Consider the following 24,240-nt stretch of genomic DNA (forward strand, 5'->3'; position numbering starts at 1 on the left):
GCAGGCTGCGTTCACCGTGTGAACCGATCCGCCTATCAACCGTTCCCCTTAAGGTCACTCCGACGCCATCCGCAGCGTACCGTCCGCCCACGCAGCCCCGTCGATGCCGTCCACGAGGGGCATCGACGCAGGCCGCAGGTCCGGTGTGGAGGGCGACGAAACTGCCGGGCCCGCCGAAGGACACCACCGCCACCCACACCAAGCCCTTTCGAGTACGGGGGCAGGGCGATCGGTGCCGAATCGTCTACCGATCGGGCGTCGTCTGCCCGACGGTGCTGTCCGAGAGCAGGTCTGCCAGCAGGTTGCGCATCTCGTCGAGGCGACGATCGCCCAGTGTCTCGAGGATGCTGACGGCTTCCTGCATGGCCGCGACGGCGGCCGGGGCGTCTCGTCGCGCCGCCGCGACGTCGGAGCAACCGTGCAGAGCCCAGGCCTCCCGCATCCGGTCACCAGTGCTCCTGGCGAGCTCGACGGCGGTGTCGTAGTGGTAGGCGGCCAGGTCCACGTCGTCGCGCAGAAAATGCAGCCGGCCGAGATTGGTGTGGACGCTCGCGGACAGCCAGTCCCGGTTGCTGGACCGGCCGGCCGCGGCCAGCGCCGACGTGTAGGCATCGAGTGCCGCCCGCTGGCGACCGGCCCGACGATGGAGGAGGCCGAGGTTGTGTTCGACCTTGAAGATGAGATCCGGGTCGTCCAGCAGGGTCGCGGCGTGTTGGGCTCGCAGCAGTGGTGGGAGTGCCTCGTCAAGCTCCCCGCTCTCGACCAGCATCCCGCCGAGGCTCGCCTCGGTGTCAGCCTTGCCGGCCTGGTCACCGCCACGTTCGTACAACGCACTGGCGCGCTGGTAGGCGGCGCGGGCCTCCCCACGGTGCAGCAGGAGGCTGTGTGCCACGCCCAGGCTCCCTTGCAGCGTGGCCTCGCCGGTGATGCTGCCGGCCAGGGCCGCGGCCTGGATCCCCTGCTCGGTGACGGCGATCCAGGTGTCCCGGTTGGCCCGGCGTTGTAACCAGCCCCGCATGTTCGCGGTGAGCGGCCAGACGAGATCAGGGTGCCGCTGAGCGTGGTCGGTGATCATCTTGATGATCGTGTCCGACTCGGTGTCGACCCAGCTGACGGCTGTGGCCGTGTCGGGCAGGTCAGGGAGGAAGAGCTGAAGAGGTTCAGGGACGCCCGTACCGTCGGATCCGCCTGCCGTCGGCCGGATGCGTTGCTGTGCTTCGCCAGTTGCCCGCCCGTACCAGGAGAGCAGTCGCCGTTCCGCGGAGGCGCGATCGGCCGGCGTGTCCTCACGCTGCCCCTGCTCCCGGGCGAACATGCGAGTCAACTGGTGGAGGCTGACCCGACCCGCTTCGAGGGCGACGAGATTGGCTGCGCTGAGCCTGCGGATCAGGCCGGTCAGCACGGTGCCGGAGATGACAGCGGCCAGTGCGGCGACGGCACCCAGCGGGACCGCGCTGGCGGCCGACAGTCCGAGACTGCGCAACAGCCGACGCTCCGGGGCCGTCAGCCGCCGGTACGACACCGCGATGACGGCGTGCACGCTGACATCGCCATCGGTCGTGGTGAGCCGGGCGATGCGGGTGCGCTCATCCTTCAGGGCCGACACGAGGATGCCCGGCCGGGCTCCGAGCCGCAGGTGCGCTCCCACGATCCGGAGGGCCAGGGGCATTCCGTGGCACAGCTCCACCAACGTACGGACGTCGCTGCTCACAGGCCTGGACAACCCAGCGGTCCGCTGGAGGAGGCGGGTGGCCGGCTCGGCGGGCAACGGGGCGAGCACCAGCAGGTGCAGGCCTTCGCGGGCGACGAGGCCGTCGAGACGGTTCCGACTGATGATCACCAAGAGGCTGTCACCGCTACCGGGCAGGAACGGTCGAGCCTGCTCGGCGGTGCCCACGTTGTCCAGCACCACCAGGACCGTTCGGCTGGACAGCAGCGAGCGCAGTTGTGCCGCGCGGGCCTCGGCCTGCGGTGGCACATCGTCCGGGGCGATGCCGAGATCGACGAGGGTTCGGGCCAGAGCCGCCGCCGCCGGAGCGTCGCCGTCCAGGTCGAGATAGAGCTGCCCATCGGGGAAGCTTCGCCGGTGGTGATGGGCCCAGTGGGTGACCAGGGCCGTCTTGCCCATGCCACCGGCACCGGTGACGACCATCGAGCGACTGAGCCGTGGGCCGGAACCGGCCCTCGTGTGCACACTGTCGAGGACGGCCAGCTCGTCGTCACGTGCGACGAAGTCGCTGGGTGGGGCGGGTAGCTGCGCCGGCCGAGCGGCATCGGGAACGGCAGACGGTGTATCCGCTGGTGCGGGGCCGCGCAGGATGGCGGCATACAGCTGTTGCAAGCGTGCGCCCGGGTCCGCACCCAGCTCGTCGGCGAGCAGGCGCCGGGTCCGCTCGTAGGTGGTCAGTGCCTCCGCCCTGCGGTCACTGCGGGCAAGCGCGAGCATTAGCTGCGCCTGAAGGCGCTCGCGCAGCACGTGCTCAGCGGCCAAGGCCGACAGTTCGGCGCACAGCTCGCGGTGCAGTCCGAAGCTGAGCTCGATGTCCACGCAGCTCTCGTAGGCGGTCAGACGCTGTTCGCCCAGGTGGTCGGCGACGGCCCGCACATGCTCGGTGTCGGTGGTGCCCTGGTATGCCTCCGGCGCGCGCCAGAGCCGGAGCGCCTTCCGGTAGCCGTCGCGCGCCTCGGCGAGCCGGCCCCGCGCCTCGTCGCGTGCGGCGCCGTCGACAAGCACCACGAACTCGTTCGCGTCCAGCTGGTGGCCGTCCATGATCAAGCGGTAGCCACCGGTCGCACGAACGATCGACTCGGTGCCCAGGTTGCGGCGCAGGTGATGGACGAGCACCCGTAGTGCCACGCGCTTACTGTCGTTCGGGTCGTGCCCCCACAGGGTCTCCATCAACGTGCCATCCGTGACAGTTCGCCCGTTGGCGGCAAGGAGGCACGCCAGCACCACCTGGTGCTGACGCCCGCCCGCCGCCACCCCTGATCCAGAAAGATCGATGGCGCGCAAGGGGCCCAGGACTTCGAACCGCATGATTCTTCCCCGAACGTTTCGGCGCGGGCTCCGATCGTGGCACGCCGATCGTCGCTCAGGGGGCCGTGCGTCCCGAGGTCAGCTAATCCGACAGAAACTGGCCCTGACCTTGAGCCAACATCGAGCCAACATCCTGCTGGAAAACTGTGGGCCATCGGGGGCCGACCGCGTACGCCAGGGGGAATGGGCCAGAGGGGCTACCCCGTTGCTGGTCTGCGCGGTCGGTGACGCCACAGTGGAGCCGTCGGTGGAGGTGGGGGGGTCCCAACCTGATCGCCACCTCCACCGTCGACCCGAACCGCAGGGCGGGCAGCCCCGCCGGCACGCCCGGGTCGGTGTGCTGTCGTCGCATGGCGACGCACACCACGGACCCTGCGCGCACCTTGACTACGAGGTCGGAACGATCCTTCCGAAGACCTCGCCCGCGTCCATCTTCTGGTGCGCCACCACCGCCTGCTCCAGCGGCGGGACCTCGTGCACCACGGTCTGGAGTTCGCCACGAGCCGCAGCGGCGAACTGTCCCATTCGTACGGCATGGCCGGACTACCCGTACCGCCCGACGGCCACGCGCCGCCCGGCAGGGGACCCGGGCGGCGCGTCTGCGACCTGATGGACGGTGCGCGTCGCGGAACTAGTTGCGGGTGCTCCACTGCTGGTTGGCACCGCCGTGGCAGGCCCAGAGGTGCAGTTGCGTCCCATTGGCCGTGCCGGAACCGACGGCGTCGAGGCACAACCCTGACTGGGCGCTGGTGATGGTGCCGTTGGAGTTCAGGTTCCACTGCTGGTTCGGTTGGCCGTTGCAGTCCCAGATGATGACTGCGGTGCCGTTGCTGCTGCCTGCTCCGCTGGCGTCCAGGCACTTGTTGCCGTAGACGGTCAGGGTGCGGTTGGCGGTCTGGGTCCAGCGCTGGTTGGTGCCACCGTGGCAGTCCCACAGTTGCGGACGGGCGCCGTTGCTGGTGCTGGAGTTGGGGATGTCGATGCAACGGCTGGACTGGCCGCCCGCGATCAGCACGTTCTGCTGGCCGGGAGGCGGGGTCGACGGCGGAGGCGTGGTGGGCGGCACGGTCGACCCGAACTGGGTGAAGAACCGCCACACCTCCTGCTTGACCCAGCTCCGCGCGCCGCTCTCGCAGCCGGCGCACCCATCTACTGGACCTTGCTGGTGCCCGCCGTCGAACGCGGCCCAGACCACCGGATATCCGGCCTGGCAGGAGTACGCGGTGGTGATGTGGGTCCGGCTGCCCGCCGCTGGTTCGGGTGGGTTCTGGGCGGCACAACCGTTGTTGCGGACGAACCTGTCGCGCAGCGACCGTCCGCTCGGGATGTTGTCGTTGATACCGTGGATCCCGAGGTACGCCACTGGCTGGGTGCCGCCGCTGCACCCGCTGATCGCCCCTGGCGCCGCGATTGCCGCGACCGCACGAAACACCGTCGGGCGGGAACACGCCAACGAGTAGCTCATCGCGCCGCCGTAGCTGAACCCGACCGAGAACCGTTGTGTGGTGTCGACGCAGAGGGCGTTCTCGATGGTGCGGATCATGTCGTCGGTGAAGGTGACGTCCTCACCATTGGAGTTGCCCCAGCCGTTGTTGATGCCCTGCGGGGCGACGAAGATCGTCGTGTTGTTCGCCTGGGAGAGCATGCCGTAGTAGGCCCAGGCGGCTCCGTCGGTTCCGCCCCCCGCGACCTGACTGGCGGTGCCGCCGAGCCAGTGGAACCCGAAGGCCAGCCGGTGGGCATAGCTGTTGTTGTAGCTGTCGGGCAGCCGAAGGATGAAGCTGCGGCTCTTACCACCGCTCTGGATGGTGTGGGTGCCGCTGTTCAGGCCGGGTGCCTTGCCGCACCCGGCGGTTGCCGCGGCGGCTCCGACGTTCGCGGCCGACGCGGTGGTGCTCAAGCCACCGGCCAGTGCCGTCGCGCCCGCGGTCACGACGACGATCGCCGCCGTCGCAAGAAAACCAAGGATGGGTCTGCGTTTTGTCATGATGGGGCTCCCGCCGCTCGACACGAAATGATTGGACGGGGTCCACGGCGACCCCACACCGCCACGACGCGCCACTGGAGGTCGCGCCCGCTGATCACACTCGTTGCGGACGAAACTCCGGAAGACGCGATGTGTGCCCACGGCCCGGCCGGCTCATGGACACAGGTCCCCGCCACTGGTCTCGCCGCCCACGCAGGACCAGTCGGTCGTCGAATCGATGGTGGCCCACACCGTGCGCCCGAACACCACGTGACCGATCGTGAGCGGTGCCGGAGCACTTGGCTCGACGTCGAATCGATTCGCCTCGACGCTAGATCGAACAGTGAAAGATGTCAATGCCGTGTCCGGCGGGTTGCGGCCCGGCGAACCCGTCCGGTCTGCGGCAGGGCGAGCGGTCACGGCGCGACCGCCGAAGCGCGCACGGCACCTGGCCGGGGTGAGGACGGCCTGGTCGGCGGTGGCCTGGTCAGGCGCTCGTGAGATCAGCCGCGCCGAAGGAGACCGCGAATCGCTTGCACCAGATGGAGACGCTCCGGAAGTCGCGTGGGTCGACGGACGCTGGCAGTTCGTACACCTGATTGCCCTTGTTGCCTTTGAGGCGTGCCAGCTCGACCCATCTGCCATCGTCGAACACCCGCCAGCCGGCCGTGCCCCGGGTGACCGGTTGGTCGGTCAGCCACACCCGCAGGTCCGGACCGTTCGACGTCCTCAGGTCCCTCATGACGAGCTGGTGGCGTCCGTCGGCGAGCCGGACGATCTCGGCGCTGCCGGTCGTCTCGTGCTCATGGGTGACGAACGCGCCTGCGGCCAGGACCTCGTTGGCCCTCGGGGTGGAGGCCGATGCCGTGGGGGACGGGGGCGTGGACACCGGAATGGTGGCGGTCGGCGTCACCACCGGCGGAGGAAGAGCCTCGTCGACGTACGTATCGGTGAACAGCTTCCACGGCTGGAACCAGTAGGCGGTCAGACCCGCCACGACGACAGCGACGGCGAGACCGGCCCGCGCCACCGGCGACCGGAAAATCCACGTCCTCATGCCCGGAGAGTACGACCACCGCAGCCGTCGACGCTGGCCGCAACCCTTTCGGAACTCTTACGGCCTGCGCCAACGGTCCCCTCCGCACCTCTCCCGAGGCTGTCGCTTTCACGGCGTGAGAATCAGCTGTCCGAGTTCCTGGGTGCATCGGGTGAGCGCGACGTAGAGGCCGTTCCATCCGCGCGGTTCGGCGGCGATGCCCTGGGGGTCGACGAGTAGCGTCGCGTCCCACTCCAGTCCCTTGGACTGGGTCGCGGTGAGCACTGGCACATCACCCAGCACGGCCAAAAGCGCGGCGATGTGGGCGGCGGGGGCGATGACGCCGACCATGCCGCCCTGCCACCGTTGCTGTAGCTGTCGCACAGCTTCGACGGCGGCGCCGGCAAGCTCGGCGGGCGTGATCGTGCGCTCCCAGGGTGCGATGCCGGAGGTGCGTACCGCCCGCGGTGGCGCGTTGTGGCTGCCAGCGTTCCGCAGGACCGGTCCGGTGAGGTCCATGACCTCACGGGGGGTCCGGTAGCAGATGGTCAGTTCCGCCGCGGTCCAGCGGTCCCCGAAAGCAGCGCGCACCGCCTGTGCCCAGCTGGTGTGCCGGTGCGCCGCCTCCGCCTGGTCGATGTCGCCCACGGCGGTGATGGAGCGACTGGGGCAGCGCCGCAGGACCATGTGCCACTGCATCTCGGACAGTTCCTGTGCCTCGTCGATGACGACGTGCCCGTACACCCAGCCGCGCTGCCGGAGAGCGTGGTCGGCGACGAACTCGCCCTGTGGTCGCGGGGCTTCGTCCTCGCCGAGCAGGTCGGCGAGGGCGTCGAGCAGAGGGATGTCGCTCGATGCCCACGCGGCGGGTTCGGCCGCGACGGCGGTGATCTCCTCCGGGGACAGGTGCGGGGCGACCCGGGCCAGCAGGGCGCGGTCGGTCAGGAGGTCACTCAGCAGGGTTTCGGCGTCGAGGGTGGGCCACCATGCCTCGACGAACCGGGCGATGGTGGCGTTCCCGGCGATACGGGTACGCAGGTCTTCGATCTCCTCCTCGGAGAGCAGTCCGTTGACATCACTTCCGGTCGACGTCCGGACGGAGTGCCCGTCATGCCCCATGCCCTTGTCGACGCGGGCGAGGATGTCCTCGAAGCCCTCCTCCATCTCGTTCATCAGCGTCTCGCGCTGCTCGGCGACGGCGTCGGCGAGGAGGTGGTGCACCTGCTCGGCGAACACGGCGCGGGCGCGGTGGTAGGGGCGTCCCTGCACCGCCGAGGCGAGCGCCTGCGCCACTGTTGCGGCGTCGATGACGTAGAAATCGCCCTCCCAGCGCAGCTTCAGCTCGCGGGCCCGGGGGAGCAGCGACGCGACGTAGCCTTCGAGCGCGGGCTGCCAGAGGGCGCGGCCCTTGATCTCGGCGAGAAGCCGGCTCTCCTCGCGGCCCACCCGGATGTCGGCCAGCAGGGTGTCGCAGGTCGCCGAGACGACGGCGGTCTCACCGAGCGCGGGCAGCACCTGGCCGATGTACTGGAGGAAACGCGGCGAGGGGCCGAGGACCAGGACCGCCTGCTCGGCCATCTTCCGGTGCGTGAACAGCAGGTAGGCGACGCGGTGCAGCGCGACCACGGTCTTGCCGGTGCCGGGACCACCCTGAACGATCAGTGGGCCGGTGGCCCTCGCCCGGATGATGTCGTCCTGTTCGCGTTGCAGCGTGGAGATCGCCGTCGCCATGACACCGGTGCGCCGCTGGTCGAGGGCGGCCAGGAGGGCGCCTTCACCGACGAGTTCCGCCGTCATCGTCCCGTCCAGCGGCTCGTCGTCCACCCCGACGACGGTCGATCCCGTCGTGCGAATGTGACGTCGGCGTACCTGACCTTGTGGGTCGATCGCGGTCGCGGTGTAGAAGGGCCGGGCTGCGGGAGCGCGCCAATCCACCAGCAGTGGCTCACTGTCCTCGGCATCGTTGCGGAGACCGACCCGGCCCACGTGTCGCACGGTGCCGTCAAGGCCGTCGAGGCGGCCGAAGACCAGCCCTTCCCGAGCCCGCTGCAGCTCTTCGTGCTGCTGGCGGAGTATGCGCTGCCGGGAGTGCTCCACCGCGTCCATGGCCTCCGACGAAAGCTCGACCTGCAGGTGCTCGGTCAGCCTGTCGCGCCGGGCCGTGGCCACGTCGAGAAAGGCCTGCTCCTCGGCGACCGCGGATCGGCGCGCGGCGCCCTCTGGAGTGGAGGTCGACGGTTCGCCGTCCGGTGTCACTCCGCCCCCGTCAGCAGTGCCGTTGTGCAGAGCAGAATTCCGGCGCATTCGCAAATCCTTGTATGGGTGTTCCCCTCGGCCCGGATGGGCCGCAGTGCATTCCGGCGGCAAGCATAGGGAACGTTTCTCTGATCGGCCAGGAACTCCGTCGGCAGAGATCGGAATCTCAATGCCTTGCAGTTCCGGGTCGCTTGTGACCTCACCCAATGGTGATTTGCTATTGACAGTTCTGTCGCTATCTGATCTGCGGCTGCATTCGACAGTGCCCGCGCTACCGGCGACGCCGGGCGTCGGCCTCCTCGTCGAGGAGGTCATTGAGTGTCAGCGCTGAGTTGATCAACGAAAGGTGACTGAAGGCCTGCGGATAGTTGCCGATCTGCTCCCCGGTCGCGGCGATCTCCTCGGCGTAGAGGCCAAGATGATTGCTGAAGGTGAACATCTTCTCGAACGTGAGTCGGGCGTCGTCCAGTCGCCCGGAACGGGCCAGCGCCTCGACGTACCAGAAGGTGCACATGTTGAAGGTGCCCTCGTGACCGGGAAGACCGTCGGGTGAGTGGACCGGGTCGTACCGGTGGACCAGGCTGTCGGAGACCAGTTCACGCTCGATCGCGTGCAAGGTGGACTGCCACAGCGGGTCGCTCGGCGTGACGAAACCGACTGCCGGCATGGCGAGCAGCGCCGCGTCCAGCACGGTCTCGTCGTACGCCTGCACGAAGGTGCCGAGCGTCCGGTTGTACCCGCGGGCCATGACCTGGTCGTAGATGCGGTTGCGCTGCTCGGTCCAGCAGGTCATGTCCCCGGGGCGACCGGTACGGGTGGCCAGCCGGATCGCCCGGTCCAGCGCGACCCACGACATCACCCGGCCGAAGGTGTAGTTGCGCGGGTGGTGGCGGCTCTCCCAGATGCCGGCGTCGGGCTGGTCCCAGTTGTGGCAGAGCCAGTCCACGAGCCGGACCGTGCTCTTCCACACCTGGTGCGAGACGCGGATGCCCTGCTCGTCGGCGAGGTGCATGGCGTAGAGCGCCTCGCCGTGGATGTCGAGCTGGATCTGGTCGGCGGCGCCGTTGCCGATCCGTACCGGCCGGGAGCCGCGGTAGCCCTCCAGATGGTCCAGCACCTCCTCGTGCAGGTCGGAGGAGCCGTCCACGCGGTACATGATCTTCAGTGGGTCCTGGTGGTCGCCGGCCTCGCGGATCCGCTCGTCCAGCCAGTTCATGTACCGGCTGACCTCCTCGGTGAAGCCGAGGCCGAGCAGCGCGTGCACCGAGAACGACGTGTCCCGCACCCAGGTGTAGCGGTAGTCCCAGTTGCGGGTGCCGCCGACCAGTTCGGGCAGCGCGGCGGTCGGCGCGGCGATCATCGCGCCGGTCGGCGCGTACGTCATGAGTTTCAGCGTGATCGCGGAGCGCTCGACCATCTCCCGCCAGCGGCCGGTGTAGCGGGAGCGTTCGAGCCAGCGCCGCCAGTAGTCCCGGGTCCACTCGAACATGCCCTGGACCTCGTCCGGCGAGATGATCCGCGGCTCGGTGCCGGCAGTCTCCAGGACCACGCCGCCGGTGTCACCCTCGTTCAGCGTGCCGTACGCGACCAGGTCGTTGCCCTCGAGGTGGACGTCACCCTGTTCGGAGATCAACCGCCGCACGGGGTCGACCGGGTTGAACGTCAGCGTCGCCGACCGGCTGCGGAAGACGTACCCGTTGCGGTGGCGTTCCAGCTGATGCTCTTCGCGGGCGTAGTCGAACCGCGGCCGGCACTCCACCCGGAAGCGCATGCTGCCCCGGACCATGTTGACGAGGCGGACCAGGCGGTGCGCGTCGGTGACCCGCTCGCCGGTGACCGGCATGAAGTCCATCACCTCGGCCACGCCGTCGGCGCTGATGAACCGGGTGATCAGGATGGGTGTGCCAGGGAGGTAGAGCTGTTTGGTGACGTACCGCGTGTCGTGCGGCGCGATCTGGAAGTAGCCGCCCTTCTCCTTGTCCAGCAGCGCGGCGAAGATGCTCGGCGAGTCGAACCGCGGCGCGCAGAACCAGTCGACCGTCCCGTCACACGTCACCAGCGCTGCGGTCTGCAGGTCGCCGATGAGCCCGTGATCCTCGATCGCCGGATAGCTGTCCACGTCTCTCCCCGGTTCGGCTGCGTCCTGCGCATCGAACCTAGGGAAAGAATTGTGGGGTCAGGCGAGATTCACGTTCGGCCACCCGGTCGCGTGGCCCGAGGTGCCTCGACCGCCCGGCCGGGTGCCTCGCTGACCGACCCCTGGCCGGATCCCACCGCCGGTCGCGCTAGCGGGAGCGGCGCGGCCACCGTCGGGCGACATTCTGCGCTCCGCGCGGGGGTACGCCGAGAAGCAGCCCTGCCCCGGTTGAAGCGGTAGCTCGCGGCCATCGTGCAGCCCTGGGTCGAGGAACCCGTCGACGTCGAATCGGGATCCTGGTTCGTCAGCTCCGCGCAGGTAGCTGCCTGAGCCAGGTCATCGAAGCCAGACAAGGACGGACGGATGGCGGTGCCCGCGCGGCCAGGAGGCCTGGACCGGCCCGCGTACTGTTCCCGCCGTGCCGGACGAACCGAAACCCATTCGCCTTCGCTGGGCGTTTGTGGGGCCGCCCCTCGCGGCGGCCCTCATGCTGGGCCTGATCGCCACGCTCGGCGCGCTGAAGGGCAGTGACACGGCGCTGTGGCTGCGGCCGGCCGTGCTGGCGCCGGGCGGCCCGTTGGTCCTGCTCTGGTGGCAGGTGGTGGTGCGGCCCCGGCATCGCTGGTGGGCATTTGCCGCCGCCCTCGGGGTGACGATCGGTGCCTACCTTGCGCTCCATCGGCTGATTCTGGCCGGGCTCCCGTTTCCGTGGGACGGTGTGGTCAGCTTCGCGGTCGCCGGATGGTTGGGCGCCGTCGCCTACGTGGCCGTCACCCAGCGGCCCACAGTGCCGTTCTCCCACGTCAAGGCCGCCGAACGCAGCAAGGTCGAGCCAGGTGAGGTGTACGAGGCGCGGTTCGGCTTCACCCGCAAGGACCTGCTGCTGGTGCCCGTCAGTGCGGTCCTTGTCGCCGTCGGGGTCCTGATTCTCCGTGACGATCCTGTCCCGGGCTTCGCTGCCGCAGTCTCTGGCGGCGGGTTGCTGCTGATGCGGCTCGCCGCTGTCCTCAGCGGCCGTGTCGCGCTGCGCGTCGACGCGGCCGGGATCACACTCGGCCACGTACCTCCCTGGCCGGCCTCGCAGACCGCGGTGGTGCCGTGGTCCGACATCGAGGCTGTCGTACTGTGGACGCAACACGCCGGCCTGGCCACGGTTCCCTACCTCGGCCTGCAGCGCCGCCCCGGCCTGCCGCCGCTGCCCGGCTCGGCGCGTTCGCGCGGCCTGCGCCGGATGAACCAGATCGCCGTTGCGCACATTCCCCCGGCCGTACTGGCCGACAGCCGGCCGACCACCTTCTGGCGGCTGCACCGTCCGAGCCTCACGGCGACGGTCCACCACTTCGCCCCTGCGGTGGAGATTGTCGAGGTGGACTGAAGGCTCCGGCGTACGCGACGGAGGCCTGGGTTCGATCGGGGCTGGAGCCGCGACGGTCAGGTCGGCTCGGCCGTGGTCGGTAGGAGCGCGATCAGGTCGAGCACCTGACCGGCCTGGGTCGGCCCGCAGGCGTCGGTGAGGATCGCGGTGAACGCCTCGTCGCCGAGCCCGGCCCGCAGTTCGCGCAGGGCGTTCAGGTCGAGCGCCGCGTTCCTCGACCCGATCTGCCGGTCGATGGCCAGTGCCTCGACGATCAGCGGGATGCCCTCGGCGGGGCGGCCCTGTTTGACGCGCAGCTGACCGATCGCGACCTGGTCCAGCGCCACCTCCTCCCAGTTGCCCTGCTCGCGGTCGATCCGCAGGCAGGTCCGGTAGCACCGCTCGGCCAGGGCCTGGTCGCCGCGCAGGCCGGCCACCCGGCCCAGGTGGAAGGTGCTGTTGGAGACGCCCGAGCGGTTCCCCAGCCGTTCCTTGATCGTGATGGAGCGGCGGTAGAACCTGTCCGCTCCGGCGAAGTCCTCCTGCTCCTCGCAGACCCGGCCGAGCTGGTGCAGGACGATGGCCTGGTTCTGCTCGTGGCGCAGCACGCGGTAGACCTCCAGCGCCTGCTCGTAGCGTGACCGGGCCTCGGCCAGCTGGCGGGTCTCCAGCGCCACCATGCCGAGGTCCTCGTGGCACTTGGCGATCCCCGCCCGGTAGCCGGCGGCAGCGCAGATCGGCAACGCCCGCAGGAGACACATCCGGGCGGTGCCGAACTCGCCCGCCTGGGCCGCGGCGATGGCCAGCAGGACGTACCCGCTGCCGAGCGGGGTGGGGTGGTCACCTGGAAACCGGAAACGAAGGTACGCCTCGACCCGCTCGGCCCGGTGCGCCGCCCGCGCCCGGCCGAGGTGCCGGACCAGCAGGTCGGCGAAGGCCGGCGCGCCCAGTTCCAGCCGCTGCACGGCCAGCCACTCCAGGGCCGACTGGTGCGGCGGCCCGTCGTCGCCGCCCATCGACTTCAGGGTGTGTGGCACCGCCTCGGCAGCCCGCCCGAGGACGGTCCGGACGTGGCCGATCAGCTCGTCGCAGCGGCGTAGCAGCGGGTCCTCGCCGAGGGCCGCGACGATCATCCGGGCGCGGGTGAAGCAACTCTCGGCGAATTCGAGGTCACCCAGGTCGCGGGAGAGGTGACCGAGCAGCAGCGTGCACTCCGCGATGCGGCCGTTGCTGCCGACCTCCTCGAAGATCTTCAGGGCGGCCCGGACCCGGGACTCGGCGGTGTCGTACGCGAAGCGGGCGAGGGCGATCCTCCCGAGCATCACCAGCCCGCTGCCCTGCTCGACCCGGACGCCCATCCGCTCGTAGGTGGCGATCGACACCTGGATGCACTGCTCCGCCTTCACGAAGTCCCGGGATTCGAAGGCGAGCATCCCGATCTGGTGGTGGCTCGCCGCGATCCCGTCCAGGTCGTCGAGGTCGCGGGCGATCGCCAGCTCTTCCAGGTAACGCGCCATGGCCAGCTCGGCGTCGCCGTCGCCCCGGGCGATGCCGGCGAGCTGGTGCAGGGTTCTGGAGACAGCCCCGCGGTCGCCGAGCCGGCTCAGGATCGTCAACGCCTCCTGGTACAGCCGGTCCGCGGTCGCCCGGTCGCCCCGGTTGTCGGCGACCAGGCCCAGCTGGTGCAGCAGCTTGCCGACCCCACTGTCGTCGCCGAGGTCCCGGTAGACGGCCAGCGCCGCCTGGTAGCGCTCCGTCGCCTGCGGGTACTCGCCCCGGTTGAGGTGAACGTCGCCGAGTCCCTTGAGGAAACTCGCCGCCCGTGCCGAGCCCGGGGGTGCCATCGGCAGAAGCTCCCGCCAGATCTTCTCCTCCCAGGCCCAGTGCCCGGCCGCGTGCAGCTCCTGGCAGGCCAGCTCCGAGTAGGTGATGACCTCGTCGGTGTCACCCGCCGCCAGGTGGTGGTATCGCGCCTCGACGACCTGCCGGATGAAGTCGTGCTGGTCTGCGGTGGTCCGGGCCCGCCAGCCCCAGTAACGGCCCGCCCGGCGGTGTGACTCGGTGACCGCGTCGCGGCCGGCGATCCGCAGCAGGCTCGTCGCCGTCCACCGGTGCACCAGGTGGCCGCCGGTCACCGGGGCAAGCAGCCCCAGGTGCGACAGCATCTCGACCGCCTCGTCCAGCCCCGCCGACTCCGGCGGCGGGTCGTCGCCGTCCGCCGGGTCGGCGAGTTGCCAGGAGAGCCCGGCCCGGTCCACCGGGGTGCGGTACCCCGCCGCGCCGAGCAGCAGCCGGCGGGCCGCCGGGACGGTGTCCAGGCGGGCGAGCAGCCGGGGCAGCAACACGTCCTCGGCGGCCAGTGCGCCGGCCTCGGCCAGCGGCGTGCCGATCCCGGTCGGCCCGGCGTCGGGGCTGCCGCCGCCCGCCGTCAGCCGGCTGGTCACCTCGTCGGCTCGGGCGCTGCCGTCGCGCAGCAGGCCGTCGAGGTACTCCAGCGCGCGCGGGTGGCCGCCCAGCCGGTGCCACATCCGCTGCTGTTCCGCCGGTGCCAGCCGGCCGACGCCGGGCAGTCGCCAGAGCAGCTTGCGGGTCTCCTGCCAGTAGAGCGGGCCGAGGTGGTGGTGTTCGATGCCGGCGACCGGGAACGGGTGCCGGCTGGTCACGACCAGCTCGTGCCGGCTCGCCCAGTCGGCGAGGAACGCGGCCAGGTCCGCGTCGGCCAGCCGGTGCTCGGCGTCCAGGGCGTCCTCGGCGTTGTCGAGGACGAGCAGCAGCGGCGTGCCGCTGGTGTTACTCGCCGCGAGCCGTCGACGCCAGTCCTGGCCCGGCTCGGCGAGGGCGACGAGGAGTTGCCGCAGCGGGTCGTCCGGGGCGGTCGCCGACTGGGCGCACCGGATCCCCACCTGGCGGCGCAGCTCGTCGAGGATCCCGTCGACAGTGGCGTCGCCGCTGGTCGCCACGACGATGCCGCCCGCGTCGTCAAACCGTTGGGCGAGTTCGGCGGCGAGGCTCGTCTTGCCGATTCCGCCGATGCCGTGCACGAGGACCCGTAGCTTGCCGCGGGACAGCCGGCGCAGGATCTCCCGCCGGCCGACGAAGTCCGTGGGCGCGCGTACGACGCCGTCGGCGACGACCGACTGGCCGGGCGACCCGGCGACGGCCGGGCCGTCCCGCCCGCCGGCCAACCGCAGCGCGGGGTCGGCGAGGAACAGCGTCGGCATCCACCACTCGGCCGAGGCCGGCGCCAGTTCCCGGCGTACGGCGGAGACCTCCGCCAGTAGTTCCGGCTCGCTGCGGGCGGCCAACCGCTCGTAGAGGCGGGCGCAGAACTCGATGGTGTACCCGTCGCTGACCGTCCCGTTCATCGCCAGGACCGCCGGTGCGCCGTGGGCCAGCAACGCGCCGGCCATCCCGGGCAGCTCCCGCTGACCCTGCCGGGCCGTCGAGCAACCGGCGAGCACGATCAACGGTACGGTCCGGCCCGGCGGCAGCACCTCGGTCAGGAACCGCGCGGCGTCCACCCGATCCTCCGCACCGGTGGGGGTCTCCAGCAGCAGCGCGCCGGGGCTCGCGTGGCAGGAGACGTGCAGGACGTGGAACGGCTCCTCGGTGAGAGCGGCCCGGATCGCGGCCGTGCTGCCCCACTCCAGGACGCGTACCCGCACTCCGTGCCGGTGCCCCGGTTCCACCGCGCCGAGGATCCGCCCGAGCTCCCGCTCGTGGTCCAGCAGCGGCTGGGTGGAGTCGTCCGGGCTCGCGATCGTCGCCAGCATCCGCAGTGGGCCCTCCACCCGGACTGCGGGCGCCGCCGTGTCGGGGCCGGTGCGGCACACGTCGACGTCGGGGTGCAGCGCCAGCGGCAGGTCGTCGCCGGGTGCCACCAGGGTTTCCCACGGCAGGTCGGCCAGGGCCGGATCGGTGACCTCGATGCCGAGCCGGTGCCGGCCGGGCCGGGCCAGCTCTGCGCGCAGGGTCGCGCCGGGAGAGTCGAGGAAGCGGTGGCCGAGCGCGGCGCCGACCTCGTACGACAGCTCCACCGAGGGGTCGCCGCGCAGCCGCCAGAGCAGGTCGGCGGTGCGTTGGTCGGCCCGGCCCACCGGGTGCCGCCACTGCTCGCCCCGGACAGCAATGACCACGTCGGTCGCGCTGACGGTCAACCGGATCACAGACGCTCCCTGCGGTCGCCGGCAGACGACCCGATGCCGGGGCGCGTTGCCGGGCTGACCGATACTGTATCCATGGCTGACAATCCCGAGGAGATTGCGCAGGTCAATGCCGTGCGGATCAACGATGTTGGCGAGTTGGAGTTCTTCGACGGCCAGCACTGGGTGCCGTACACCGATCTGCCCGACGACGAGACCGGCCCGCTGGGTGTCGTCTTCCGTCGCGACGACGGCCAGTGACCGGGGAGCCGCCGACGGGCGGGCTGGACGCGCTGCCGTCCCCGTTGGACTCGGTCGCGGACAGCCGGGCGGCGGCACGCTGGATCATCTCCTCGGCCGGCGCGGTAGGCGCGCTGCTGCTCGGCGCTGGCCCGCTGATCGCCGCCGGCAAGGTCGACGACTGGGCGCACGCGACGTGGGCGGGCGGCGGTCTGCTGGTGGCGCTGCTCGGTGTGGCCTGGGCGATCTGGCGGACCAGCGAGGTGCTCGTCCCGCCGATGACCACGCCGGCCTCGTTCGCCGGGCCGGAGCTGCGCGGGCTGCGCGAGCGGCTGCAGGCCGAGCCGTGGTACCACTTCGGCGGGTACGCCGAGGACGTCGACGGCCTGCTGCGGCACCGCCGGATCGCCGCAGCGATCACCGCCCGCCTGCCGACGGCCCCGCCGGAGGAGCGGGCGGCACTGCGGGAGGGGCTCGACGTCGCGCGTCGCAACATCGTCCGGACCGACCCGTACCTGCGGTGGTTGCTCACCACCGCGCACGCCTGGCAGGTTCGGGAGACGTTGCGCCAGGCCCGCCGACAGACCTTCCTGGCCTCCGCGCTGGTGGTGGTCGGGGCGGTGGTGTTCATTGCCGCGACCGCCGGGTAGCACGTCACTTGACGAGCACGTCACCATGACTCTATGGGATCGCGCCGTCACATCGTGTTGTTGATCACCGGGCTGCTGATCGCCGCGCTGGCCTTCGTCGTGCTGCGATGGGACTCGGCCGGCAGGTTCGCGACCGCGGCGTCCGCGTTGGCGGGGATCGCTGGCGTCGGGGTGGCCCTCTGGGCCGCCCTCCCGGCGGTCCGGTCCGGTGTCCGCGCCCGCGGCACGGGGGCGACGCGGGCCCGGGGCAGCGGGTACGCCAACTCGGGCATCGACGCCCCGGCCGGCGACACCACTCCCATGGAGGTTTCCCGCACCGGGGACGCCACGGCCGCCGACGGTGGACAGGCGATCAGCGGAATCGTTCGCCGCCCCCGATGAACCGGGATCACCCCGATGCGCCGAGCCCGGCCGGATACTCCCTCACCAACACCGGCGATGCCTGGGCGGACGCCCCGGGCAGCATCGCCATCTCCGGGTACGTCGATGGCGGCGTCACCCTCGGGCTGCCGCGCTATCGACTGACCGCCCTGACCGGCAGGGCGCCGCGCCCGGCGGAGACCCTGCGCCTCGCCGAGCTGCTCGACGCCCGGCACCGGGTGGTCCCGTTCCTCGGCCGTGACGAGGAACGGCGGTCGCTGGGGGAGTGGCTGACCGCCAGCCGCGACCGGCCGGACCGCGCGGTCCAGCTGGTTCACGCTCCGGGCGGTCAGGGCAAGACGCGCCTCGCCGACCAGGTGGCGGAGACGGCGCGCAAGGCCGGCTGGGAGGTGCTGCGGGCATACCTTGATCCAGGTGAGCCGGATCGGGTCGGCACGAGCGACTGGCCGCGGGCCACCGCCGGGCTCCTGGTGCTCGTCGACTACGGCGACTGGTGGCCCGCCAGCGACCTGCGGGCGCTGTTCACCGATCCTCGACTGCACCGCCACGGCCCGGTCCGGGTGCTGGTGCTGGCCCGATCCGTGGGCTACTGGTGGCAGGCGTTGCGGCACTGGCTGCGGGCCAACCTGGGGATGGCCGTCGGCGAGTTCGAGCTGGCCCCGTTGGCGCCCGACCCGGACACCAGGGAGCGGCTCTTCCACACCGCCGCCGCCCGCTTCGCCGCGCTCGTCTCACATTCCCGCATCGACGCGGTGCGCGTACCGGACCTGACCGACCCGGCGTACGGATCGGCGCTGAGCCTCCAGCTGGCCGCGCTGGTCGCGGTGGCCGTCAGCCACGATCGGACCCTGCGGGTGCCCTCCACGTTGGTGGACATGTACGGGTACCTGCTCGACCGGGAGGTCGGGCACTGGCGGCAGTTGTCGGCCGGCGACGCCGTCACCAGCGGGGTCGAGCAGCTCGACCGCGCGGTCCTCGTCGCGATGCTGGCCGGTCCCGTCCCGTACTACGTGGGGCAGGCGGTCGTTGGCTGCGCCGGGGTGGGCAGCGAGCCGGGCAGGGTGGCCCAGATCCTGGCCGACCACTCGACCTGCTACCCACCCCGCAACGCCGGCTGGGTGCTGGAGCCGTTGCAGCCCGACCGCCTCGCGGAGGCCTACCTGGCGCTGGCGCTACCCGGTCACGGATGGTCGTCGTACGCCCCGAAGCCGTGGGCGGTCGGGGTCGTCCGCGCGCTGCTGCGTGGTGCGGGTATGTCCAGCGCGCAGGCCGCCCGGGTCCGGGCTGGCGCGCTCACCGTGCTCGTCGAGGTGGCGGCCGACTGGCCGCATGTGGCTGTCGCGGTGGTCGTGCCGGCGCTGCGTGCCGACCCCGCGTTCGCCACCGCCGCCGGCGGGGCGGTGCTCGCGAAGATCATCGACCTGCCGGACGTGGACGCCGGGCTGCTGGCGAGGATCGAGCCCTTCCTGCCGCCACGGCGTCACGTCGACTTCGACAACGTGGCCTGCGAGGTGGTGGCCCGCCTCGCCGCGGACCGCCTGGCCCATGATCCGGACCCGGTCGAGCGGGCACGGTTGCACATCGCCTACGGGCGTCGGTTGGCCAACGCGGGGGACCGTGAGGCGGCGCTGGAGCAGACCGACCTGGCCGTCGCGGCCGGCGAGGCCGCGGTGGCCGCCGCCGCCTCGGCGGAGACGTCCGCGCTGCTCGCCCTGGCCCTGCACCTGCGGGCCCACCGACTCGCGGCCGTGAACCGCTACCCCGCGGCGTTGGCCAGCGCGGAACGCGCCGTGGAGCTGCTCACCCCGCTCGCCCAGGGTCCGGGCGACGAGGCCGGGTCGTTCCGGTGGGCGCTCGCGGAAGCGTTGGACAATCTCGCTCTCCGGCTGTCGAACGTCGAGTCGCACCAGAAGGCCGAGGTGGCGGGTCGACGGGCGGTCGAGTTGTTCACCGGTGGTCGCAGGTCGGCGCGGAGTGAGCGGGGCCTGGCCGGGGCCCTGGCCAACCTGGCGGTGATCGAGGCCCACCAGGGCCGGGGCGCGGAGGCGCTGGAGAACGTCCGTCGCGCGGAGCGGATCTGGCGCCGGCTCAGCGACGACGAGCCCTCGGTGTACCGTCCCGAACTCGCGCTCACCTTGAACACGGTCAGCCTGCGCCACGCCGAGCTGGAGCAGATGAGCGCCGCGGTGACGGCTGCCGACGAATCGGTGGGAATCCTCCGAGACCTTGTCCGGACCAACATGGTGGCCTTCGAACTCGACCTGGCCGCCGTGCTGGCGAACCTCAGCGGATACCTCTGGCAGCAGGACCGTCGCACCGAGGCGTTCCAGTACAACGCCGAGGCCGAGGAGATCTTCGGCCGTTGGGGCGGGGCGAACCCGCAGGCGTTCTCCCTGCACCTGCGTCACCTGCGGGAGAACATCGCGGCGATGCGGGCCCAGCAGTCTCCGGTCGACCTGCGCCGCTGGGAGTTGGGTGCCCAGTCGTTCAACAGCTGACACGAGCTGTCCGCGGCGGGCCTGGAGACCGTCGATCGGAAGGTCCCGGCGTTGCGCTACCGTCAGGGTGCCCACACCGGCGTCGAGTAGCCCGAGTCCGTCGGCTGTCGATGGTCCGCACTGACGAGAACCCAGGGAGATACCGATGCCGGAGCCTGAGCCCGTCGAAGACGCCCAAGCGGCGGATGCCGACACCCCCACCACCGACGAGACCGACGAGGCCGACGAGACCGCCGCTCCCTCGAATCGGGCTGCCCGTCGCGCGAAGGGCAAGGTCGCCTCGCCTCAACCGCATGGGAAGGGCCAGCACTTCGGCGGCCGGGGCTCCGTCCAGAGCCCGCGCCAGTGGGGTAACCGCCGAAGCGGCTGATCGACCGTCCCACGGGTCTGCCGGTATCGGTCGGCGGGCTGTGGGAGGGGCAGCGTCGCGGGGCGGCGGTGGGCGTGTGCCAGGTGGTGCAGCACCACCAGGGGACCTTTTGGCGCAGCGCACGGCGTCCGCGGCTCGCGGCTCGCGGTCACCCCTCGGCGGCGTGAGCAGGCCGTCGCTACCATGCGGGGATGGCCAAGTTCCTTGCACTCTTCAACGGCGCCGCCGATGAGGCCGGCAAGGCCGAGCTCACCGAGCAGCAACAGGCTGAGTTCATCGACGCGTGGGCGTCATGGGCACAGACCAACGAGAAGGCTCTCGTCGACCCCGGCGCTCCCTTGAACGCGAAGAAGCTGGTCACGGCCCGGGGTGTCGAGGACTTCACCGATGCCATGACCGGCTACACCATCGTCGAAGCGGACTCGCACGACGAGGCGGTTCGGATCTTCTCCGGGCACCCGCACCTGGGGCTGTTCCCCGGAAACTCGATCGCGGTCCTGGAGTGTCCCTCTCCGCCCACCTGATGCGGCACCCGGCGAGTTGGTGAACTGTGCGGACTGGCCCCGCCTTCCAGACGGTGCCGTCATCGTCCGGTCTGAGCGGTGAAGAGACGTTGCGGGTCGCGGGCCGTGGTCAGGATGAGATCCCGCCGCAGTCGTTGGCTTTAGGGCAGAGGCCCACCTATGGTGGAGTCATGCCGTCGGTTACTTTCTGCTCGTCTGTCGTCACTGTGCTGGCGGCGCTTCGCGCTGCTCGCGTGGCGACCGAGCGACGCCTGACGGTGGGGATGCGGGTGCCGGTCGTCCGCGCGCTGCACATCGCGCCCTCGCACAAGATGTCGAGCCCGCCGCCAATCGGCCGAGGCCCTCCCGCGGAATCGTTGCATCCCAGAACGACCGCCAGGGCGAAGCTGTTCGAGCTTCGGCCCTTTTTCTTTTCCCCTCGAAGGAGAGGTAGACCATGAGCGTCGATCATCGTGCTGTCGATCAGGGTTGGCTGGCTGATCTGCGAGCGTCCCTGGCGGACGATTTCGCCACACAGACGGCTCGGCTGCGGGAACTGACCGAGCTCAACGCGGACACCGGCGACCCCAGCGAGGCGCACAACCAGGCCGCGCTGCTGCTGGCCACCCGCCGAAACATCGAGCAGATCACCGGTGCGCTGGGCCGGATCAGCGACGGCACCTACGGCGCCTGCCAGAAGTGCCGCCAGAACATCCCGGCCGAGCGGCTCGAGGTCCTCCCGCACGCCCGCTTCTGCGTGCCGTGCCAGGAGAAGCACAACAAGTGACGCCCCGTGTGGCTGCCGTGCCGCGGCGCGGCAGCCACACACCGGCGATCGAAGCCTGCCCGTGGCCCCGCTGACGTCGACGGTTCAGCACTGCCACAGGAATGCTGCCGTGGCGCATCCTCGGCAGTAGAAGGCGTAGCCGCAACCGCCGCCAAAGTTGATCGAGGTGCGGTGATCGTGGCCTTCCTCCAACTGCACGACGAACGCCATCGAAACCGCACAGGTGCCGCACGTGGGAGTCTCGTCGTTCTGGAGCCAGGCAGGCTGACCACCGAGCTGGCCCAGGACCTCCCGCTGAGGCCGGCCGCTGCGTTGGTGCCAGTGCTCGGGAGCGTCGAGGTAATTCTCCGCATCGATATCCTCGAACTCGACCGCGCAGGTGGCGTCCAGCAGCGTGATGCCGTCCCCTGGAGGGGTGTGGGTAGGGGCGATGTCAGTCAGAAAGATGAACGCTCGATTGCCGCCGGCGCCGGGATCCCACTCGTCGCACAATCCGGGATCGTTCTGACACATGAAGACCGAGAGCAGGCCGACGCTGTCCGGCTCGACATCCGCCAGGTCGACCTGCGCCAGGAATTGCATCGGGCCCGCGCACTCCCGGCATCGAGGCCATTCGAACTCCCGCGGTACGTGCGGCAGCCCGCCTGTGCGGGTCCCGAAAGCGTCGTCCGATGCCGGGCCGGCGTAGGTCATCAGCTTCACCACGCGAGCAGGGTACGGGCGGAGGCAGATCAGACGGCACCAGGCTCCGATCGGATGAGTGGCATCATCCTGCGGCATGGATCGTCAGGGGCGGTTTCGTCGTGCGGCGCTCGCGTTGGGCGTCCCGGGCGACGAGGTCAGCTGGCGGCCGGCCGGCTGGACAAGGCGCTCTCGGTGATCGAGTTCAGCGAGGAGACCCACAGCGGTTGGGTCCGCCGACGGCAGTGGACGCCGCGCGGCTCGGGCGGAGCCCCGTGGACGTTGACGATCGGGTGGGACTGACGACGCGCGGTTGCGGATGCAAGACTGCGGGGCGCCGCCTGGTGGCTGCGACATCTGATCCACGGGGGAGCTGCCATGAATCACCGTGTCCGGTTTCGCGTGACCGCTCTGGCCATCGTCGCCACCGTCGTCGCGCTGGCCGTGTCGCGCCCGGCGGCCGCCGACGTCAGCCCGATTGTCGTGAACGGCTCGGTGCCCTTCCAGGACCCGATCACCCGCATGCCCCTGGGCCCGGAGAGCCTGGCGACCAAGGTCGGTTCGGTGCAGACGCCCGCTCCCGGGGTCACCTACCGTAAGTACACCCAGGGCTACGCCTCATCGTCCTGGACGATAGCCCTGCACCTTCCACCCAACCGCACCGACCTCGTGACCCGCAGCTCCGCTCTGGCGGACGGCTACGTGACGGACCTGCGAGAGGCCGGCTACCCGGAGGCCACGAAGGTCACCTACGACCCACCCCTGCCCGCGGATCTGCAGTACCGGCCACCGGCCGACCTGACCACGTTCTACGGCGTGCACCTCGGCGCGTTCACTGACACCGCGTCGGCTGAGACAAGGCTGGCTGAGGTCAAGCGCGCCGGTATCACCGGCGTCGTCGAACACGAGGCTTTCCGGGAGCAGGTCAGCACCGGCCCGTGGGAGGTGCGGGCCCTGGTGGTGGAACCGGATGCGGCGGTGACGATCGGCGCCTCGCACGGGCCGGAGTTGCGCGGTGCCGACACGGCACGGGTCATCGCGCGGCATGCCGGCGCCCTCGCCGCCGTCAATGCGAGCGAGTTCGACATCGACAGCCCGAACAACCCGGACTTCAACGGCTTCGACGGCGACCCGATGGGCATCTACGTCCAGAACAACAACCTGCTGAGCGAAGCGGTGAACGGGCGGACCGCGCTGCTGCTCAACGGTGCGAACGGCCCGTTGCGAATCACCGAGCTGACCACGTCGAGCACGGTGAAGGCCCCGGACGGTGCCCAGTGGCAGCTCGACGGCTTCCACCGCAAGCCGGGAAAGATCGCCCACTGCGGTGGCGTCGGTGGGGACCTGCGGCCGCCGTCGACGCCCGGCGGCGTGCCCGGCGACCTGCCCGACTCCGGCCAGCCGTGGCGGTACGAGACCTGCACCGACCCGGACGAGATCGTGGTCTTCCGCCCGGAGTGGGGATCGGAGACGCCGGCCGGACCGGCCGGCAGTGTCGACGTCGTGGTCGACGGCAACTGGGTGGCGAAGCAGGTGCGCAGCCCGGCCGGCGGCCCCATCCCCGCCGGTGGTCGCGTCCTGCAGGGCATCGGCACCGGCGCGCAGTGGTTGCGTGACCACACCGTCCTCAACCGGGCCTTCCAGCCCGGCACCCAGATCCTGGACCCGCAGGGGCAGCGGGTGACGAGCCCGACGTTCACCGCGGTTTCCGGTGGTCCGGCTCTGGTCCGCGGCGGCGAGGTGTGGATCAACGCGGGTGCGAACGGCTACCGGTCCCGCGACGGCTACCACACCAGCCTCTTCCTGGACCGGCATCCGCGGACCCTGGCCGGCATCACCGCCGCCGGTCAACTACTGCTGGTGGTGATCGACGGACGCCGCCCGGGGGTGAGCGTCGGAGTGACCATGCCCGAGGCCGCAGCGGTGATGAAGTGGCTGGGCGCGGTCGACGCCATGATGCTGGGCATCGGCGGGGACAGCACGCTCCTGATCAACGACATCCTCTACAACCGCCCCACCGACTACTGGGGCCACGAGCCGGTCACCGAGCGCCGCGTCGGCAACGCGATCGTGCTGCGGGCGAAGTGACCGCGGCGTAGCCCGGACCCCGAAAGGGCGCCGTCGGGGCCGCCGTCGGTCGACCATGTCCCGCGTCACATCGACCTCATGTCACGGACACGTCGGCAGCTTGCGTCTGGTGGT

At 70.8% G+C, this 24,240-nt stretch carries 17 protein-coding genes; 9 read left to right on the forward strand and 8 right to left on the reverse strand.

Annotated features, from left to right (window positions below):
• Positions 1-244: 244 nt before the first annotated feature.
• The 6 genes from LADH09A_RS09640 to LADH09A_RS09665 all read right to left on the reverse strand — a co-directional run bounded on the left by LADH09A_RS09640 (position 245) and on the right by LADH09A_RS09665 (position 10,414).
• A complete protein-coding gene (locus LADH09A_RS09640; protein WP_274529286.1) occupies positions 245-3,037 on the reverse strand; it encodes an AfsR/SARP family transcriptional regulator in 2,793 nt (930 codons plus the stop codon).
• Positions 3,038-3,424: 387 nt separating this feature from the next.
• A complete protein-coding gene (locus LADH09A_RS09645; RefSeq protein WP_238644535.1) occupies positions 3,425-3,562 on the reverse strand; it encodes a zinc-binding dehydrogenase in 138 nt (45 codons plus the stop codon).
• A gap of 106 nt (positions 3,563-3,668) precedes the next feature.
• Positions 3,669-5,024 carry a ricin-type beta-trefoil lectin domain protein gene (locus tag LADH09A_RS09650; RefSeq protein ID WP_238644536.1) on the reverse strand — a complete coding sequence of 452 codons (1,356 nt, stop codon included), beginning with the start codon at positions 5,022-5,024 and terminating at the stop codon, positions 3,669-3,671.
• 466 nt (positions 5,025-5,490) lie between these two features.
• Entirely contained in the window at positions 5,491-6,060 is a 570-nt protein-coding gene (locus LADH09A_RS09655) for a DM13 domain-containing protein (RefSeq protein ID WP_238644537.1), read from the reverse strand.
• A 108-nt stretch (positions 6,061-6,168) separates the two neighbouring features.
• Positions 6,169-8,502 (reverse strand): HelD family protein, encoded by a 2,334-nt coding sequence (locus LADH09A_RS09660; RefSeq protein WP_238644538.1) that lies wholly within the window; start codon positions 8,500-8,502, stop codon positions 6,169-6,171.
• A gap of 64 nt (positions 8,503-8,566) precedes the next feature.
• Positions 8,567-10,414 (reverse strand): glycoside hydrolase family 15 protein, encoded by a 1,848-nt coding sequence (locus LADH09A_RS09665; protein ID WP_238644539.1) that lies wholly within the window; start codon positions 10,412-10,414, stop codon positions 8,567-8,569.
• A gap of 436 nt (positions 10,415-10,850) precedes the next feature.
• Here LADH09A_RS09665 and LADH09A_RS09670 point away from each other — a divergent pair, with 436 nt between their 5' ends.
• Positions 10,851-11,807 (forward strand): hypothetical protein, encoded by a 957-nt coding sequence (locus tag LADH09A_RS09670; protein WP_238644540.1) that lies wholly within the window; start codon positions 10,851-10,853, stop codon positions 11,805-11,807.
• 56 nt (positions 11,808-11,863) lie between these two features.
• Here LADH09A_RS09670 and LADH09A_RS09675 read toward each other — a convergent pair whose 3' ends face one another.
• Positions 11,864-15,952 (reverse strand): tetratricopeptide repeat protein, encoded by a 4,089-nt coding sequence (locus LADH09A_RS09675; protein ID WP_238644541.1) that lies wholly within the window; start codon positions 15,950-15,952, stop codon positions 11,864-11,866.
• Positions 15,953-16,024: 72 nt separating this feature from the next.
• Between LADH09A_RS09675 and LADH09A_RS09680 the strand changes: the two genes are divergently transcribed.
• From LADH09A_RS09680 to LADH09A_RS09710, 7 genes are all read left to right on the forward strand, one after another.
• Positions 16,025-16,189 (forward strand): hypothetical protein, encoded by a 165-nt coding sequence (locus LADH09A_RS09680; RefSeq protein WP_238644542.1) that lies wholly within the window; start codon positions 16,025-16,027, stop codon positions 16,187-16,189.
• Entirely contained in the window at positions 16,186-16,818 is a 633-nt protein-coding gene (locus LADH09A_RS09685) for a hypothetical protein (RefSeq protein ID WP_238644543.1), read from the forward strand. Before LADH09A_RS09680 ends, LADH09A_RS09685 begins: the two co-directional genes overlap by 4 nt.
• 33 nt (positions 16,819-16,851) lie before the next feature.
• A complete protein-coding gene (locus LADH09A_RS09690; RefSeq protein ID WP_238644544.1) occupies positions 16,852-17,199 on the forward strand; it encodes a hypothetical protein in 348 nt (115 codons plus the stop codon).
• Complete coding sequence (locus LADH09A_RS09695; protein WP_238644545.1) at positions 17,196-19,697, forward strand: tetratricopeptide repeat protein; 2,502 nt, start codon at positions 17,196-17,198, stop codon at positions 19,695-19,697. The genes LADH09A_RS09690 and LADH09A_RS09695 overlap by 4 nt, the downstream gene beginning before the upstream one ends.
• A gap of 145 nt (positions 19,698-19,842) precedes the next feature.
• The gene (locus tag LADH09A_RS09700) at positions 19,843-20,067 is read left to right on the forward strand and encodes a hypothetical protein (RefSeq protein ID WP_238644546.1); all 225 of its coding nucleotides are present in this window, start codon (positions 19,843-19,845) and stop codon (positions 20,065-20,067) included.
• 191 nt (positions 20,068-20,258) lie between these two features.
• Positions 20,259-20,591 (forward strand): YciI family protein, encoded by a 333-nt coding sequence (locus LADH09A_RS09705; protein ID WP_238644547.1) that lies wholly within the window; start codon positions 20,259-20,261, stop codon positions 20,589-20,591.
• Positions 20,592-21,027: 436 nt separating this feature from the next.
• A complete protein-coding gene (locus LADH09A_RS09710) occupies positions 21,028-21,357 on the forward strand; it encodes a TraR/DksA family transcriptional regulator (RefSeq protein WP_238644548.1) in 330 nt (109 codons plus the stop codon).
• An 84-nt stretch (positions 21,358-21,441) separates the two neighbouring features.
• Here the strand turns inward: LADH09A_RS09710 and LADH09A_RS09715 are convergent, their stop codons facing one another.
• Positions 21,442-22,062, reverse strand: coding sequence for a DUF1963 domain-containing protein (locus tag LADH09A_RS09715; protein ID WP_238644549.1), 621 nt, complete (start codon positions 22,060-22,062; stop codon positions 21,442-21,444).
• Positions 22,063-22,416: 354 nt separating this feature from the next.
• On the opposite strand from LADH09A_RS09715, the gene LADH09A_RS09720 reads away from it, so the two are divergent.
• Positions 22,417-24,126, forward strand: a complete 1,710-nt coding sequence (locus tag LADH09A_RS09720) for a phosphodiester glycosidase family protein (RefSeq protein WP_238644550.1) — start codon at positions 22,417-22,419, stop codon at positions 24,124-24,126.
• Positions 24,127-24,240 lie beyond the last annotated feature (114 nt).

It is taken from the genome of Micromonospora cabrerizensis (assembly GCF_022230955.1).
GTDB classification, from domain to species: domain Bacteria; phylum Actinomycetota; class Actinomycetes; order Mycobacteriales; family Micromonosporaceae; genus Micromonospora; species Micromonospora cabrerizensis.